Raw genomic sequence first — 16,594 nt, forward strand, 5'->3', positions numbered from 1 at the left:
GCGGAATCTCTCATTGACTGCGCGGGGCGCCGGGTCCACGCTGTGAAGATGGCCACCAGATTATCGAAGGTGCTCACGGGCGCTTTCCCCCAGCTGCGTTACGAACCCACCGCCAAAAGGGTCCGTGCGAGCCTCGGCGGCAACGTCGTGGTGGACACAGTGCAGGCCTGGCTGGTGTGGGAACCCCGGCGGGTCACCCCCATTTTTGCCGTGCCGGAGCAGGAACTGCTGGCGGAGCTGGCACCACCGGCCCTGCCGGCATCTGCCGTCGAGGAACACGCCTTCGCCCTTCGGAAGGGCGAGGCTCCGACCTCACTCGACCCCGGAACAAAGTTTGGCAGACACACATGCGCCGGCGAGGAACTCGACGTCGTGACGGCGGGGGCAACGGCTCCCCGTGCAGCCTTCCGGCCCGAAGACCCGGACCTGGCCGGATACGTGGTGCTGGATTTCACGGCCTTCGACTGGCTCGAGGACGATGAGGAGATCATCGGCCATCCACGTGATCCCTTTCACCGCGTTGATATCCGCGCGTCGTCCGCGGACGTGGAGGTGGCGCTCGACGGCGTGACGCTCGCCAAGACGAACGGGGCGCAGTTCCTCTACGAGACGTTGCTTCCGGTGCGGTACTACATCCCGCCGTCGGATGTGCGGCTGGGCCTGATGCAGGATAGCCCCAAGCGGACCGTCTGCCCGTACAAGGGCCAGGCGAGCTACTGGAGCTACCCGGAGTCCGCGCAGGGCAGGAATATCGCGTGGAGCTATGACCGGCGCTACCGCGACGCCGCCCAGATCCACGGCCTCATCAGCTTCTTCAACGAAAGAGTGGACCTGAGCGTCAACGGCGTACTCCAGATCCGCCCCGTGTCGCCGTGGTCCGGTCCGGCCGGACCGGGGGCACCTCAGGGGTGAGCAGGCCTCGACGACAGAAGGACCCGACAACAGAAGGGGCGCCCCGCTAAGCCGGAGCGCCGCGCTTCTCTCCACCCTGATCTTGTCCCCCCGACTTTCCAGGGCTGGACCGGACCTCAGAGCTGGTAATCAGCTGCCGTGGTGATGTTCTCGTGCACGCAGAGAATATTGTGCTCGGAGTCCATGAACCAGGCGCACTTCTCTGAATCAGTTGTACAAATGTGGTTTTCGGTCTTGAGATCCGGGCGATCGTAGTCCTGGAACATGACGCCCTTGGCTTCCATTTCCTGGACTGTGCGTTCGATCTCGCTGACTTCGAAACTCAGGGTGGTGTGCTCTGAATGCTTTCCATCCTTGACTGGCATCAACTGCAGCATCGGGCCGTCGCCGCTGCCAAATAGTTCACTTCCGTCGTCTGCCACTCCCCTGTGCGGGAGACCGAGCGTCTCGGCATAGAAACGCCGGGCGCGTTCTGCATCATCGACTGGCAGGACTGTTGTGGCTTTGTTGAGTACTAGGGTCATTTCGCCACCTCCTACGAGCAAGATTTTACGCCGGAGCGTGGTGGAAAGAGCCTACAATTTGCCCCCTGAACAGGCGACACTCCACGGGATGCACACCCTTCTTCAGCGGGCGGCGTCGGAGCGCGGAACCGGGCGATAGTAGTCAGTCAGAAATCCGGCGAGGAGACCGCCCAGAACCAGCGCCAGCGCCGGCCAAAGTCTTACAGGGCCAACGACGTCGCGGATATCGATCCTCAGGAATGGCAGAAGAAGCAGCGAGACGGCTCCATATATGATTGCCACCGCCAGCCCGATCTTGATGATGGTTGCCCCCAGTGATCGCATCTTCTTCTTGGGAAACTGCTTCGCGTACTCCTGCGCATTACCGAAGTCGTCCTCAGCCGGAGTCCCGGCGGCGCTCTCGTGAGCGCGGACTTCGTCCAGGGTCTCAGCGATCTCATCTTCCGAGAACCCGCGGATGCGCAAGTTGAAAGTCAGGTCTCGTGCGTAGCTCATGATTGTTCCTGTCGGGTTGCTCGGATCTCGGCGAGGGCTTCGTTCATGCGCTGCCAGGCTGCCGCCGACCGCTGCAGCTCGCTGATAGTGTCACGACTTAGCCTGCGGAACAATCCACCTTCATAGGCCAGAACCTAGGTGGTGTTTTCCTCCGTTGAACACGACACGGTCGCTGCAACTCCCATAATTCTGGGGTTGCAGCGACCGCTGGAGCCTTAGGAACGTAGAGCGTCCAGAGGGGCTACTTCTCGACGAGGGTCAGGACGTCGTAGGTCGCCACGATTTCGTCGTTCTGGTTGGTCAGGACGGCGTCCCAGGCCACCTCGCCGTACTCGTCGGTCTCGCGCGGGGTGATCTTCTTGGCCGTCAGCGTGACCCGAATGGAGTCGCCGGCGGCCACCGGGGTGATGAACCGCAGGTTCTCCAGGCCGTAGTTGGCCAGCACCGGGCCTGGTGCGGGCTCCACGAACAGGCCGGCGGCCCAGCTGAGCAGGAGGTAGCCGTGCGCCACGATGCCCGGGAAGAACGGGTTGGCCGCCGCGGCTTCCTGGTTGGTGTGGGCGTAGAAGGTGTCGCCGGTGGAGTTCGCGAACTTGGTGATTTCCTCCAGCGAGACCTCACGCAGCTCCGAGCGGATGGCGTCGCCAATGTGCAGCGTGGCCAGGGATTTCCGGAACGGGTGCCGGCCCTCCGTCTCGAGCGTGAAGTTGCGGTCCGCCCCGGTGTGCCAGACGCCGGTGACGGCGGTCAGCATGTTGGGCGAACCCTGGATGGCGGTCCGCTGCATGTGGTGCATCACGGAGCGGATGCCGCCAAGCTCTTCGCCACCGCCGGCGCGGCCGGGGCCGCCGTGGACCAGGTGCGGGACCGGGGAACCGTGCCCGGTGGAGCTGCGGGCGTCCTCGCGGTTGAGCATGAGCACGCGGCCGTGGTGGGCCGCGATGCCGGTGACGAGTTCGCGGGCAACCTCGGGATCGTTCGTGCAGACCGAGGCGACCAGCGAGCCGCCACCGCGGGCGGCGAGGCGGACGGCGTCGGGCAGGTCCGTGTAGCCGATCACCGAGGACACCGGCCCGAAGGCCTCGAGCGAGTGGACCTCCTCGGTCTCCGGGTTGGCCCAGCTCAGCAGGACCGGGGACATGAAGGCGCCGCCGTCGACGACGCCGACGCTTCCGTCCGCGCTGGTGACCTTCGGCGCGTCGAGCGTGCCGTAGGCAAACTCCCCGCCGGCGTCGAGCATGGACTGCACGGCGGCGCGCACGTCGGCGAGCTGCTCGAGGGAGGCCAGGGCGCCCATGGTGACGCCCTCGGCGCGGGGGTCACCGAGCACGACACGTTCGCGGATGCGGTCCCCTACCGCGGCGGTGACATCGGCGACGAGTTGCTGCGGCACGATCGCGCGGCGGATCGAGGTGCATTTCTGGCCGGCCTTGGCGGTCATCTCGGTGACGAGGGACTTGATGAAGGCGTCGAATTCCGGCGTGCCTTTGACGGCATCCGGGCCCAGGATCGCGGCGTTGAGGGAGTCGGTCTCGGACGTGAAGCGGACCCCGCCCTTGACCACGTTGGGGTGGGACTTGAGCGTGTTGGCGGTCGAGGCCGAACCCGTGAAGGCCACGAGGTCGCGGTAGTCCAGGTGGTCCAGCAGGGTGCGGACGGAACCGGAAATCAGCTGCAGCGAGCCGGTGGGCAGGATGCCGGATTCGTCGATCGCCTTGACCACGGCGGCGGCCACATATCCGGTGGGCGTGGCCGGCTTGACGATGGTGGGCACGCCGGCGAGGAAGGCCGGGGCGAGCTTCTCCAGCATGCCCCACACGGGGAAGTTGAAGGCATTGATCTGCACGGCGACGCCGGGGATGCGGGTGTAGATGTGTTCACCGGCGAACGAGCCGTCCCGGGATAGCACCTCCATGGGGCCGTCCACCACCACCTGGGCGTTGGGTAGCTCGCGCCGGCCCTTGGACCCGAACGTGAACAGGACGCCGATCCCGCCGTCGATGTCGATCATCGAGTCGATCTTGGTGGCGCCGGTCTGCGCCGAAAGGGCGTAGAACTCCTCGCGGCGGCCGTTGAGGTACTGCGCCAGCTCCTTGAGCTTGAGCGCGCGCTGGTGGAAGGTCAGCGTGCCAAGTTCCGCCTGGCCGGTGGTGCGGCCGTAGTCCACGACGGCGGCGAGGTCGAGCCCCTCGGTGCTCACCTTGGCCAGGAGCTCGCCGGTGCTGGCGTCCAGGACCGGCGCTGCGCCGGTGGCAGAGGCGGCGTCGGGAGTCCACCAGGAGCCCCGGATGAAGCTGGGAACGATCTCGACAGTGTCTACTGTGGGTGCGGCTGTGGTGGTCATCGTTGACGGGTCCTTCCAACGGGGGAGCAAGATCAACACGGCCGGAACATTACTGACCGTCCGTTCGGTAATATGATCTAGAGTACATGAATGAGGCCTGCCGCACACTAACCGCGGCGGCACCGACCGTCCGGGCCCACGGCCGGCCGGCAACAAAGGAGACGCTATGACGCCCGAGACTGGCAGCACCGAGTTGTGGAAGATCACCCTCGGGGAACTCGACGAGAAGATGGGCGTGAAGATCGTCGAGGAATCCGTGGACCGCGTGGTGGCGACCATGCCGGTGGAGGGCAACCGGCAGTCGTTCGGCCTCCTGCACGGCGGCGCCTCGCTGGCCGTGGGCGAAGCCGTGGGGTCCTGGGCCGCCGTGATCCACGCCAGCACCCTGGGCAAGACGGCGGTGGGCGTCGACGTTTCGGCCACGCACCACAGATCGGCCCGCGAGGGGCTGATCACCATCACGGCGACTCCCATCCATCTCGGCGGCACCCTGGCCACGCACGAGGTGCTGATCACCAACGAGGCCGGCCAGCGGCTCTGCACGCTGCGGATCACCAACCTGCTGCTGGACCGCAAGGCCTGACAAGCCGGCTTCGCGGGCACGGTTCGCGGGGTCGTCCCGCGCCGCCCGAACCCTCGGGGTCGCCGGAACCGTGCGGAATCGCCGGAACATTCCGGCGACCCCGCAGCTCTCCGGCGAGCTCGGGCGTGGACGTGGCTTAGAACTGGAGCTGGGCTTGGACCGGGAGCCGCGTACACCGGTCTACCCCAGTGATGTAGAGCCGATCGACCCGGAAGGCCCGCAGCCCCGGCTGTTAGCTTGGAAGGGCTGAGTCACCCGGCACCGCCGGGTATCACCGGTCCCACCGGAAGGATCCACCATGCTCTCGGATACCTCGCTGCCTGTCATCAAGGCGACGCTTCCCGTAGTCGGCGAGCACGTCGGGGAAATCGCCAAGCGTTTCTACAAACACATGTTCGAGGCACGGCCGGACCTCCTGGACGGACTCTTCAACCGGGGAAACCAGGCGGACGGCCGCCAGCAGCAGGCACTCGCCGGATCCATCGCTGCGTTCGCCACCATGCTGGTGGAGAAGCCGGACCAAATGCCGGACCATCTGCTGTCCCGGGTGGCCCACAAACACGTCTCGCTGGGTCTGAGCCCGGACCAGTACCAGATTGTCCACGACCACCTCATGTGGGCGATCGTGGATGTACTCGGGGATGCCGTCACTCCCGAGGTCGCCGCTGCCTGGGACGAGGTCTATTGGCTAATGGCGAACCTGCTCATCAACAAAGAGCGCGGGCTGTACAACGCCGTGCACCTCTCTCCCGAGACCATCTGGCGGACGTGGCGGGTGGCGCAGCGGATCCAGGAGACAGCCGACGTCGTCTCGTTCGTCGTCGAGCGGACCGACGAGCGCGACGTCAAGCCGTCCCTGCCGGGGCAGTACGTGACCATCAAGATGACCATGCCCGACGGCGTGCAGCAGCCGCGGCAATACAGCCTAACCAAGGCCGACGACGGGCAACACCGGCAGTTTGCCGTCAAGAGGGTCCACGGACATCAGACGCCCGACGGCGAGATGTCCACACTGCTCCACAACGACATCCAGGTGGGCGACGAGGTGGTGCTCTCAGCGCCGTTCGGCGACGTTGTGCTGGAGTACACGGACCGGCCCTTGGTTATGGCCAGCGCCGGAATCGGCATCACCCCCATGGCCGGGATGCTCTCGCACCTCGTGCAGTCCGGTTCCCAGCGCCAGGTGATGCTCCTGCATGCCGATGACAGCGAGGCATCCTTCCCGCTCCGCGCGCAGGTCGGGGAGGATCTCGCGAAATTGGCGGACGGGACCCTGAAGACGTGGTTCCTGGCTCCGGCCGAGGCCGGCGGGACCTCCGGGTCCGCGTTCACCGGTTTCATGGATGTCAGCGACGTGGAACTCCCCGACGATGCCGAGTACTACCTCTGCGGTCCCCTGCCGTTCCTGAAGTCGGTTCGGAGCGCCTTGATTGTCGGCGGCGTACCGGCCAAGGACATTCAATACGAGGTTTTCGGCCCGGACCTCTGGCTGGCTGACTTCCAGTAGCCGCGGCCCGCGGTTCTGCCCAGACCCCGCGGGCGAACCCGGGCCCGGAGGCGCCGGCTAACGTACCGCCCGAAGCCGGCCGAACGCCACGAAGGCGGCCCCGAGCAGCAGGGCCGCGGCGCCCAGACCGGCGGCGGGCAGGAGCCCACCGGCGCCCGTGCTGGCCAGCAGGCCTGCGTCGCCTGGCGAATTTCCGTCCGGTGCTGTGCCGCCCACAATTATGGAGGTGTCCGACGGCGGGACGGGAGCTCCGGCGGGTTTGGCCGGTTGCGCGGGCACTCCCGGCGGCTCGGCAGCAGGCGGCTCGGCAGCAGGCGGCTGGGCGGCCGGCGGCTGGGCGGCAGGCGGCTGGGCGGCAGGCGGTTCGGCCGGGGTCTCGCCGGAAACGGCAGGGGGGTCGATGACGAAGGTTACCTTGGCCGGGCGCGAGGCGATTGCATCAACGGACTGCGTGACCGACAGCGTGTGCGCTCCGGCCGCCAGTCCCGCAGGGAACGGGACGCTCCACCGGGCGTCGCCGGCGGAGTTCCGCGTCATCCGGGGCTGAAGCGCCGCCTCGGCTCCTGCCCCGCCGGCTTCGGCCTGCATGGATCCAACAGTCACCCCGTCCACGGCAACCCGCACATCGGCACCATCAACGGCGGTGCCGGAGATGTCCGTGGGCAAAGCGTCCAGGCGGAGGTGTTTGCCGTCCCGAATGCTCGACACCGCCGGCGCAGGCGGAGCGACGACATAAGTGCTGGTCGCGGAGGGGCCGTCCGCCTCTCCGGGAGACGTGAGCACCGCCGTGACCGAGACCTTCCCGAAGACCGGCTGATCTGCCACGTTGATGCTCCAGCGGCCGTCCAGACCGACCTTGCCCGAACCGTCGACATCGCCCGACAGCACCACGGTCGCGCCGGGCATGCCGGTGCCGGCGACGCTGTTCAGGGCAGGCAGGGCGGTACCTGTCGGCGTCGTCAATCCGGGCGCCGGAAGTGGGGCTGGGGCGACGGTAGCCGTAAAGGACGCCGGTCCAGAATGGCTGAAGCCGTTCACGGTCTCTGCTGAGAAGGCCAGCTGCCCGCTCGGTAGCGGGGCCCGGAACGTCCAGTTCCCGGTAGCGTCCACCGGCACTTCGAGTTTTTGCGTCCCAACGGTGATGCGGACCTTGGATTTCGCCGCCACCACGGTGGCCGCGCCGGCCCCCACATGCCCGCTGATTGGCTCCCCTGCTGCGACGGTTCCGTTGGCGGCCGCGGTGAGCGTTGGCTTGGTCAGGAACAGCTGCAGCTGGACACCGCCGGGGACCCTGCCAGCTGCGTCCTCGAGGGTGGTTGCGATGGCCCGGGTCTGGACACCGCCCTCGCTTTCGGCCCCGGTGTGCATGCCGACGGCGAAGTTCCCGCTGATCCACGGGCCGCCGGAGTCTCCGGGGCGGGACTTGACGGTGCTGGAGTCGAAGCCGTTCAGTGCCCGGAGATCGTTGTCGTAGTTCGGTGGCAGGGAGTTCGGTCCGGCGATCACCCAGGTGCCCACCGAGTCCACGGTCCCGCACGACCAACCCAGGCTCCGGCCGGAGCGGCACACGGGCTGGCCCTGGAACGGGGCCACTGTGCCGACGATCTTCACGGACGTCGGCCCCGGATCGGCGGGGTTGTCCCAGCGCGTGACGGCGGGCTGGAGGTCCAAGCCGCTCCTGATGCCTTGGAGGACAGCGATGTCCGTACCGACGTTGGTGCCGTCCGTAGCCACCACGGAATTGCCCGGACCCCCGAACTGGCTGAATCCGAACGTCCCCAGGGTCCCGGCTGCCGCGCCCGTACCGGCAGCCCCGGCCGCCGGCGCTCCTGCCGGAATCTCGATCAAGGCCTGCTTCGCGGCGCCGTCGGCGGCACAGTGTCCGGCCGTCAGGACAAGGGGTTTGCCCGCGGGGCTGAAGGCTCCGAACCCGGCCGAGCACACGGAGTGGCCGTCAACGACGTATCCCTGGCCGCCGAAGAAATCCTCTTCCGTCGAGATCCACGATCCTTGTTCCAACGCCACATTGGCGTAGCGGGCCACGAAATCCGCCGCGTACATCTTCGGCTCCGCGCCCGGCGCTGGCGCCGGCTGCGGTTCCAAACCCGAAGCGGGAGCGGCGCCGGAGGCCATATCGCCGTCGGACGCAACAGCGGCGCCCGCGGCGGGAGCGGACTGCGCCGTGTTGGTGCCGCCGGTACGGATGACGAAGTGGCCGTCGGTGTAGGTGACGGCCTGCAGCCCGGCGGCCCCGACCTCGCGGACGTAGGCCTCGAACAGTTGCTGGGTACTGGAGGCCAGAAGCTCCGCGGACGAGGGTGCAATGGCGGCGGTTTTGGGTGCCGCAACCACGAAGGTGGCCGGCCCGGTCTGGTTCAGTTCGGCCACGCGGGCCAGGAGCTCGGGGCCGCCGCCTTCAACGGCGATCTTGCCGCCGGCGAGGCTGATCCCCACGTAGCCGGGCAGGACCCGCAGGGAGGGCGCGGCGTCGGCCGCGCGGCGGGCCAGTGCACCGGCGGCGTTAAATTCCGCCAGGGTCATGCCAAGGTCCCGCTGCACGGCCCCGGCGAGGCCGGCGTCGCTGATCGGAGCCGCTGCCGTCTCGCCAGCCGCCGCAGTCGTTGTCGTCGTATCAACCGGGGCCGCCGGGCTCGCGCTTGCCGACGCGGCCAATGGCGATACTGTTGGCGCGGGTTCCGTTCCCCGGGCGTCGGCGAAAGCAGGAACGGAGTAGAACGATCCCGCAAGCGCGATGCCGGCAGCCGCCACCGCCCGCACTGTCAGCTGATACCTCGGAGTCTTCACCCGGTTACTCTAGCGTCCCAATTTGGCCAGAATGGCAGTCATCACCCGGTCCGCTATGCCATTGTGGCGTCTGAAATCTCCTGTCTTCGCGTGGCGGGCGAAGCGCAGCAGCCTTTTCAGCCGCGTTTCGAGCAGCGGAGCGGGCACTCTTCCTCCGGCAAACAGGCGCTCGCGCGGATGCGGGACCCCGAGAACCACTGGTGGCTCTGATGCGGAACAGCCTTGCGTTGGTGGGCGGAGTCGGGCCTCCCCGTTCCCCGGCAGGAGCGGCAGCTTGGACCCCGCTCCCGTGCCAGCATGCCAGCGGCCCCCGGATGGCCGGTAAAGACCATCCTGGGGCCGCCGACAGAGCGTCCCGTTCCCGCTATTTCACGGGCCGGTGGTGAAGCTCCAGGTCGTAGCCGGGATGGGGTTTCCCCCGGCGTCGGCGATGCCGGTGGTCAGCCCGGCTATAAAGCGTGTGTTGGCCGCCAGCGTCGCGCTCGGATTGAGGGTCACCACCCGAGTGAGGGGGTTGTATGACACGACTGCCGGGATCAAGGCGTTGGTCGTGGCGTTCCTCAACGTGACGGTCGTGGTGCTGGTACCGGCGACCGCTTCGCTAAAGGTTGCCGTGACGTTGGCCGTCCGGCTGACAGCCACAGCGTTCGGAACAATATTGCGTGCCGTTACCGTCGGGGCTGGGCCGGTGGTGAAGGACCAGGTGGTCGAGGCCAGTGCGTTATTTGCCGCATCCCTGATGGCGGTCGCGCCGCCGGTCAAGGTGGCGGTGTAGCGGGTGTCCGAGACGAGGTTCGCCGTCGGGTTCAAGGTAGCGACCCGCGTCGTGGCGTTGTAGGCAACGGTTCCCGCAACTGCCGTCCCGGCCGCGTTCCGCAGAGTGAACGTCGTCCCGCTGACACCGGTCACGGCCTCACTGAACGTCGCGGTGACATCCACCGCGGCATTTACTCCGGTGGCATTCGCCGCAGCGCTGCGGGCCGTCACCGTCGGGGCTGGGCCGGTGGTGAAGGACCAGGTGGTCGAGGCCAGCGTATTGCCGCCCACGTCCCTGATGGCGGTCGCGCCGCCGGTCAGGGTGGCGGTGTAGCGGGTGTCCGAGACGAGGTTCGCCGTCGGGTTCAACGTAGCGACCCGCGTCGTGGCGTTGTAGGCAACGGTTCCGGCAACAGCCGTCCCGGCCGCGTTCCGCAGAGTGAACGTCGTCCCGCTGACACCGGTCACCGCTTCACTGAAGGTCGCGGTGACATCGGCCGCGGCATTTACACCGGTGGCATTCGCCGCAGCGCTGCGGGACGTCACCGTCGGAGCCGGACCGGTCGTGAAGGACCAGGCGGTCGAGGCCAGTGCGTTATTTGCCGCATCCCTGATGGCGGTCGCGCCGCCGGTCAGGGTTGCGGTGTAGCGGGTGTCAGAGAGGAGGTTCGCCGTCGGGTTCAACGTAGCGACCCGCGTCGTGGCGTTGTAGGCAACGGTTCCGGCAACTGCCGTCCCGGCCGCGTTCCGCAGTGTGAACGTCGTCCCGCTGACACCGGTCACGGCTTCACTGAAGGTCGCGGTGACATCCACCGCGGCATTTACTCCGGTGGCATTCGCCGCAGCGCTGCGGGCCGTCACCGTCGGGGCTGGGCCGGTGGTGAAGGTCCAGGTGGTCGAGGCCAGTGCGTTATTTGCCGCATCCCTGATGGCGGTCGCGCCGCCGGTCAGGGTTGCGGTGTAGCGGGTGTCAGAGACGAGGTTCGCCGTCGGGTTCAAGGTAGCGACCCGCGTCGTGGCGTTGTAGGCAACGGTTCCGGCAACAGCCGTTCCGGCCGCGTTCCGCAGTGTGAACGTCGTCCCGCTGACACCGGTGACCGCTTCACTGAAGGTCGCCGTGACATCGGCCGCCTGGCTGACTGCCGTGGCGTTCGGTACTGCACTGCGGGCGGACACCGTGGGTACCGCCGTGTCCGCCGGTGCCGCGGTGGTGAACGTCCAACTGGTGGTAGCCAGGGGGTTGTTCGCCGTGTCCCTGATGGCGGTCGCGCTGCCGGTCAGGGTGGCCGTGTAGGTGGTTCCCGCGGCCAGGTCCGCCGTCGGATCCAACGTCGCTACCCGGGTGAGCGGATTGTAGATGACCCCGCCAGCGACAGCGGTCCCGGTTCCGGTGGCCGTTCCGGTCCGCAGCGTGAACGTCGTTCCGCTCACAGCCTGGACAGCCTCGCTGAAGGTGGCCATGACATTCGTGCCCACGGCAACCGCCGTTGCGGCCGCTGCCGGCGTCCGCGTCGACACCGTGGGTACCGCCGTGTCGGCCGGTGCCGCGGTGGTGAACGTCCAGCTGGTGGTAGCCAGGGCGTTGTTCGCCGCATCTCGAATGGCGGCCGCGCCGCCGGTCAGGGTGGCCGTGTACTTGGTTCCCGCCGCCAGGTCCGCCGTCGGGTCCAGCGTCGCTACCCGGGTGAGCGGATTGTAGGTGACCGCACCGGGAACAGCGTTTCCGGCGGCGTCTGCGAGCGTGAACGTCGTTCCGCTCACGGCCTGGACGGCTTCGCTGAAGGTGGCCATGACATTCGTGCCTGTGGCGACGGCTGTCGCGCCCACTGCTGGGGTTCGGGTGGAGAGCGTGGGCGCCGCTGTATCGGCGGCCGTGGTCAACGTCCAGCTGGTGGTAGCCAGGGGGTTGTTCGCCGTGTCCCTGATGGCCGCCGCGCCGCCGGCCAGGGTGGCGGTGTAGGTGGTTCCCGCGGCCAGGTCCGCCGTCGGGTCCAGCGTCGCTACCCGGGTGAGCGGATTGTAGGTGACCGCACCGGCAACCGCGTTTCCGGCGGCGTCTGCGAGCGTGAACGTCGTGTCACTCACGGCCTGGACGGCCTCGCTGAACGTGGCCGTGATGTTCGCGCCTGTTGCGATGGCCGTTGCTTCCGCGAGTGTCGGCGTTGACACCGTCGGGACGACGGTATCCGCCGTGTTGAAGGCCCAGTTGGCGCCGGCGTATGCGTTGCCCGCGGGATCGGTGATGGTGTTCTTCAGCGACGCCGTGTACCTCGTGCTGCTTGCCAGCGGATCTGTCGGATCGAGGGTTGCCCTTCGGGCAGTGGTGTCATACGTCACGGTGGCCGGAACGACGGCGCCGTTCGCGTCCAGCAGGACGAAGGACGTACCGTTCACGCCGCTCACGGACTCGGAGAACGTGGCAGTCACGGTGTTCAGCGCCGGGACTTCTGTTGCGTTCGACGCCGGGGACTGCCCGGTCAGTGTCGGCGCTACAGTGTCCGGCTCTCCGATTCGCCAGGAGAACGTTGCTGGCGCCCCGACGTTGCCTGCGGCGTCGGTTGCCCTCACATTGAACGTGTAGTCGCCGTTGAGTTGCGCGTCATAGGACTTGGGTGACACGCAGGTGGGATCCCACGAGCTGTTGCTGGGCAGCAACTGGCACTCATGCGAGGCCGCTGGATCATCGCTCCGGTACGTCACGGTCGGAGTAGTGTCCGCAGACGGGTTGGACGGGAACGGGGCAATGATGGACGTCGTTGGCGCCGTCGTATCGACCGTGAAGGAGAGAATGCCGGATGTCAGGTACTGCGGTACGGCTGGGTCGGTGGGAAGTCCGGTCTCAGGGTCAACGGTGTAGGCCGGGTTGAGCGTCCGCGCCTGCACTCGATGTGATCCTGGCGCCAGTGCGGCGTCCAGAGGCACCGAGTAGGCGCCGTTGACTGTGGTGGTTGTTACGGCGGGAGTCGCGGCGCCGTCCAGGACGATCTCGACCGTCGCCTCCGACGCACCGACCCCCGGGACGGTACCGGTGAAGGTGGGCGTGGTGTTGTTAGTGGTGTTGTCCGAGTTGGACCGTCCGCTGTCGCTGGCGGCCGCCAAATCAGGGGTGGAGGGGGCAGCGTCCGGTCCGTCGTAGATCAGGCCCTGAACGGTGAAATTGTCGATCCGCAACGTGTTGACGCCGGGGCCTCCCGCGTTGGGTCCCTCCACGATTACTGCATTGAGGCCGGACGGAGCGCCGGTGACCGGGCCCGCGGTGTTAATGTCACCAATCGTTCCCGCCGGAGCCCCGATCTGCCGAAGGAAGCTGGCGGTGGTTCCGGCCTGGTAATTCCCAAGGAATGCTTCCCCGACACCCGCCCAGTCGCAGGGATTGCGGGGCGAGGGGGTGCAGAGGCCGGCGTCGATAGTCTGCTTAATGACGCCCGGCCTCTTCCCGCCCGGCGGATCGGCTGTGAAGGTATTAACGCCGTAGGGATGCCGGAACGTGTAGGTAGCTCCTGGCACGAGGCCGTCCATGATGAAGCGCAGCCGGGCGAAACCCATTTGCTCCCCCGGGGTGACCACTCCGTTCACGTGCGCCGCCTCAAGGGCCGCCTCGTAAAGGAGCGTGCCACCCTCCGCAGCAGCCTGAAACCAGAACGCCTCCTCGGGAAAGTTATCCGGATACGCCGCCGGGGCTCCGGGGTTCGGCGGCTCGGAAAGGCAGCCGGACCCAGCCACGTAGCACAACTGCAGCTTGACAGTGCCATCCGAGTACCACGTCGGGAAGCCGTTCTGCGCGTCTACCGGGCTCACGCCAGCCACAGCGGCCTGAGCCGGCAGCATCGCCAGCGGGGCCAACGCGGCAGCCAGCAGGGCGCCCGCGGAGAGAGACGCCATCCAGCGCAGCCTGCCGACCGGATGTTCACGGTTGTTGTGGACGGTTTGAGGCGTGCGGCCGGGACGGGGTGTTCTGATTGACACGATGCTTTCCCCTTGCTCAGTAGGGAGATCCCCAAATCGCGGAGACCCAACTCTTGCGTGGGCGTCCCACGGTGTGCGTCCAGAACTATCGGCTGTACCCTGCGAAATTCCTGCCCAAACCTTGAGGTGCGGGGGGCCCTTGGCCGACGTCTACTTTTGACCGGTCAGCAGAGTGGCTTGGATTGCGGTCAACGGCACTTCTCCGAAGTGCCTGGAGTCAATGGCCGCGCCGCGGTTGTCCCCCAGGGACCCTGCTGCGCGTCACCCTACCTGCCGAGCTTTGCCAGGATGGCAGCAAGCTCGGCGGAGGTCACACCGTGGCGACACAGGTAGTCCGCGGTGTTCAGGGACCGGACAAATTCCAGCAGGCTTTTGCCCCGGGCTTCCAGCAGGGGCATCAAGACGTCCTCGGGCAGAAAGCGCTCGTGGGGGTGCGGGACAGCCGCGTGCCGGTGGTGCTCGTTGATGCCCCGCATGGAGCGCTGGTAGCCGTGCACAATGGCCTCGTCGCTGTGGCCGGCGAGGTCCTGGAGCATGGCCGCGATCATGCCGCTCCGGTCCCGCCCGGCGGAGCAATGGATGACCACCCCGCCCTCCGCCGCGGCCACCGCCCTGAAGACACGGGTCAGCAGGTGCGGGAACAACCTGGCGTTGTCGGCGTAGCAGGCAGGGTCGTTCAAGTAGGGCACACAGAGCTGGCGGAATTCGCTGTTGCCCGGGTCCTCGGTGGGGGCCAGCACGACGTCGAAGCCGGCCAGGGCAGCCGCCCCCACCGGCGGGTCGGTCTCCCGACGCCGGATTTCGGCTTCGTTGCGGAGGTCGATGACGGTCCGGATGCCACGGCGGTGTGCCTGCCGCCAGCCGGCCTCGGTGAGCCACTCCCGGCGTCCCATCCGGAACACGTCCCCGGCCACATGCCACGCGTTGACGGCCCCGTCCCACTCCATCGCCCCGGGCACCGCCGTCGCCTTGGCGTGCTCTGATCGCCCGGCGGGAATTGTCATCCTGAAAGCTAAGCACACGCACCGGCACCGATCCACGGTGGACTTCAGGAAAGATCTGCACAACGGGAAGATCGGTATGGTGTGGGTCCGGGCTTCGGCATAGGGTGGCGATGAACCCGGCAGCCTCCGGGCTCTTTTCAGCTCGCCTGCGGCCGGGACTGACACCCCTTCGCGGCACGTTTTCACGGCACGGGCGCTGAAACCAGCGTGCTACTGAGGGGAACACCATGGGATCTCTGAAACTTCGACGTCGGCGGACGTCTCTGGCGGCCGGTATCGCCACCCTGGCAATGGCAGTCGGTTTGGCGGCGGTGCCGGCGCAGGCGGTGGACAAGACCAAGTACATCGCGCTGGGAGACTCCTACGCCGCCGGGCAGGGAGCGGGGCCGTACCTGGATGATTGTTACCGCAGCGAGAACACCTATTCCGAGCTCGCGGCCGAGTCGAAAGCCATCAAGCTGGTCACCAACGCGGCCTGCAGCGGCAAGACGACCCAGGATGTCGTGAACACCCAGCTAAGGAAACTGAACAAGAGCACGGAGCTCGTCACCATCACTGCAGGCGGCAACAACCTCCGGGTGGGGGCCATCTTCACGTCCTGCGCCGCCGCCATGGTCAACCCCGCCGCGGGACCGCAGTGCGAGGCTGCCACCGCCTACGCGGCGGGCGAGATCGCCAGCAAGAAACTGGCCGGTGACGTGGTCGCGATGATTAGGAGCGTGAAGGCCGCCGCGCCCAACGCCAAGGTTGTGGTGACGGGCTACCCCTACCTCTACGATCCGGTCGCCCCGGACCAGAAGGATCCGATGTCGCTGTTCATCAATAAGGCCACGCAACTGGCTGACGGCCTGAACGGGTCCATCGCCGCAGCCGCCTGGGCTACCGGAGCAGAGTACGTCGACGTCAGGGCCGCCTTCGCCGGTCACGGCATTAATTCTGCAGCTCCGTGGGTCAATCTCGACCTCTCGGCCCCGACCAGTCCCGACAACTTCCACCCGAATGCCAAGGGGTACGAGGCGTACTTCGCATCGCTCAACCGGGCCAAGGCCTACTCGGCACGTTAACGCCGCTTAGCCAGCCTGGATTCAAGGGCGTTCCGGACCATCGGCCACTCGTGTTCCAGGATGGAAAACACAACAGTGTCCCGCAGCGCGCCGTCAGCGCTGCGGGTGTGGCTGCGGAGCACACCGTCCTGCTTTGCGCCCAGCCGCGCAATCGCCTCGCGGGACTGGTGGTTGAGCCAGTGCGTGCGGAACTCGACGGCGGGGCAGCCGAGCGTCTCGAAGGCGTGCCGCAGCAGGAGCAACTTGGAGTCCGGGTTGCTTCCGCTGCCGTGTGCCGACGCCGCGTTCCAGGTGGAGCCGATCTCCACCCGGGGCGTGGCGGCGTCGATGTTCATGTACGTGGTCATGCCGATCACCCGTCCCGGCCCGCCCGTAGCGGGGTCCAGCAGCCGGGCGGTGAAGGGCAGCATGTCGCCGCTGTCCTGCAGGGCCAGGCGGCGCTCTATCTCGGCCGCCATGTGTTCCGGCGCGGGCACACTGGTGTACCAGAGCTGCCACAGTTCGCCGTCGCGGGCCGCCTCGACAAGCCCGTCGTGGTGGTCCGGGCTCAGCGGCTCAAGGACGACGTATTTGCCGGTCAGGGTGATGGGGGCGATCGCGGGACGGTCCAGGGAAGTCACCGCACCATCCTAGG

At 67.3% G+C, this 16,594-nt stretch carries 11 protein-coding genes; 4 read left to right on the forward strand and 7 right to left on the reverse strand.

Annotation, left to right across the window (positions count from 1 at the left end):
• Positions 1 to 48: 48 nt before the first annotated feature.
• Entirely contained in the window at positions 49 to 912 is an 864-nt protein-coding gene (locus tag ACFRJ8_RS17550) for a DUF427 domain-containing protein (protein WP_377987454.1), read from the forward strand.
• A gap of 116 nt (positions 913 to 1,028) precedes the next feature.
• On the opposite strand, the gene ACFRJ8_RS17555 is transcribed toward ACFRJ8_RS17550, so the two are convergent.
• The 3 genes from ACFRJ8_RS17555 to paaZ all read right to left on the reverse strand — a co-directional run bounded on the left by ACFRJ8_RS17555 (position 1,029) and on the right by paaZ (position 4,275).
• Positions 1,029 to 1,436: a VOC family protein gene (locus tag ACFRJ8_RS17555; RefSeq protein WP_351385438.1), complete on the reverse strand. Its 408-nt coding sequence runs from the start codon at positions 1,434 to 1,436 to the stop codon at positions 1,029 to 1,031.
• Positions 1,437 to 1,538: 102 nt separating this feature from the next.
• Entirely contained in the window at positions 1,539 to 1,931 is a 393-nt protein-coding gene (locus ACFRJ8_RS17560) for a hypothetical protein (RefSeq protein WP_377987455.1), read from the reverse strand.
• Positions 1,932 to 2,172: 241 nt separating this feature from the next.
• Complete coding sequence (paaZ, locus tag ACFRJ8_RS17565; RefSeq protein WP_377987456.1) at positions 2,173 to 4,275, reverse strand: phenylacetic acid degradation bifunctional protein PaaZ; 2,103 nt, start codon at positions 4,273 to 4,275, stop codon at positions 2,173 to 2,175.
• Positions 4,276 to 4,441: 166 nt separating this feature from the next.
• On the opposite strand from paaZ, the gene ACFRJ8_RS17570 reads away from it, so the two are divergent.
• Positions 4,442 to 4,858 carry a PaaI family thioesterase gene (locus ACFRJ8_RS17570; RefSeq protein ID WP_377987457.1) on the forward strand — a complete coding sequence of 139 codons (417 nt, stop codon included), beginning with the start codon at positions 4,442 to 4,444 and terminating at the stop codon, positions 4,856 to 4,858.
• 298 nt (positions 4,859 to 5,156) lie between these two features.
• Complete coding sequence (locus ACFRJ8_RS17575) at positions 5,157 to 6,365, forward strand: globin domain-containing protein (protein ID WP_377987458.1); 1,209 nt, start codon at positions 5,157 to 5,159, stop codon at positions 6,363 to 6,365.
• 57 nt (positions 6,366 to 6,422) lie between these two features.
• Here the strand turns inward: ACFRJ8_RS17575 and ACFRJ8_RS17580 are convergent, their stop codons facing one another.
• The 3 genes from ACFRJ8_RS17580 to ACFRJ8_RS17590 all read right to left on the reverse strand — a co-directional run bounded on the left by ACFRJ8_RS17580 (position 6,423) and on the right by ACFRJ8_RS17590 (position 14,839).
• Positions 6,423 to 9,170: a S1 family peptidase gene (locus tag ACFRJ8_RS17580; protein ID WP_377987460.1), complete on the reverse strand. Its 2,748-nt coding sequence runs from the start codon at positions 9,168 to 9,170 to the stop codon at positions 6,423 to 6,425.
• A 369-nt stretch (positions 9,171 to 9,539) separates the two neighbouring features.
• Positions 9,540 to 13,892, reverse strand: coding sequence for a beta strand repeat-containing protein (locus ACFRJ8_RS17585; protein WP_377987462.1), 4,353 nt, complete (start codon positions 13,890 to 13,892; stop codon positions 9,540 to 9,542).
• A 266-nt stretch (positions 13,893 to 14,158) separates the two neighbouring features.
• Positions 14,159 to 14,839: a tyrosine-protein phosphatase gene (locus ACFRJ8_RS17590; protein WP_377987639.1), complete on the reverse strand. Its 681-nt coding sequence runs from the start codon at positions 14,837 to 14,839 to the stop codon at positions 14,159 to 14,161.
• Positions 14,840 to 15,123: 284 nt separating this feature from the next.
• On the opposite strand from ACFRJ8_RS17590, the gene ACFRJ8_RS17595 reads away from it, so the two are divergent.
• The gene (locus ACFRJ8_RS17595) at positions 15,124 to 15,960 is read left to right on the forward strand and encodes an SGNH/GDSL hydrolase family protein (RefSeq protein ID WP_377987464.1); all 837 of its coding nucleotides are present in this window, start codon (positions 15,124 to 15,126) and stop codon (positions 15,958 to 15,960) included.
• Here ACFRJ8_RS17595 and ACFRJ8_RS17600 read toward each other — a convergent pair.
• Positions 15,957 to 16,580 carry a GNAT family N-acetyltransferase gene (locus tag ACFRJ8_RS17600; protein WP_377987465.1) on the reverse strand — a complete coding sequence of 208 codons (624 nt, stop codon included), beginning with the start codon at positions 16,578 to 16,580 and terminating at the stop codon, positions 15,957 to 15,959. The genes ACFRJ8_RS17595 and ACFRJ8_RS17600 overlap by 4 nt on opposite strands.
• Positions 16,581 to 16,594: the final 14 nt, after the last annotated feature.

Origin of the sequence: Arthrobacter sp. NPDC056886, from assembly GCF_042788715.1 — a bacterium.
In the GTDB taxonomy this organism is placed as follows: Bacteria; Actinomycetota; Actinomycetes; order Actinomycetales; family Micrococcaceae; genus Arthrobacter.

Bases quoted from the DNA above. Each gene is read 5' to 3' on its own strand.
- ACFRJ8_RS17550 (WP_377987454.1), top strand. From the start codon at position 49: ATGGCCACCAGATTATCGAAGGTGCTCACGGGCGCTTTCCCCCAGCTG.
- ACFRJ8_RS17555 (WP_351385438.1), bottom strand. From the start codon at position 1,436: ATGACCCTAGTACTCAACAAAGCCACAACAGTCCTGCCAGTCGATGAT.
- ACFRJ8_RS17560 (WP_377987455.1), bottom strand. From the start codon at position 1,931: ATGAGCTACGCACGAGACCTGACTTTCAACTTGCGCATCCGCGGGTTC.
- paaZ (WP_377987456.1), bottom strand. From the start codon at position 4,275: ATGACCACCACAGCCGCACCCACAGTAGACACTGTCGAGATCGTTCCC.
- ACFRJ8_RS17570 (WP_377987457.1), top strand. From the start codon at position 4,442: ATGACGCCCGAGACTGGCAGCACCGAGTTGTGGAAGATCACCCTCGGG.
- ACFRJ8_RS17575 (WP_377987458.1), top strand. From the start codon at position 5,157: ATGCTCTCGGATACCTCGCTGCCTGTCATCAAGGCGACGCTTCCCGTA.
- ACFRJ8_RS17590 (WP_377987639.1), bottom strand. From the start codon at position 14,839: ATGGAGTGGGACGGGGCCGTCAACGCGTGGCATGTGGCCGGGGACGTG.
- ACFRJ8_RS17595 (WP_377987464.1), top strand. From the start codon at position 15,124: ATGGGATCTCTGAAACTTCGACGTCGGCGGACGTCTCTGGCGGCCGGT.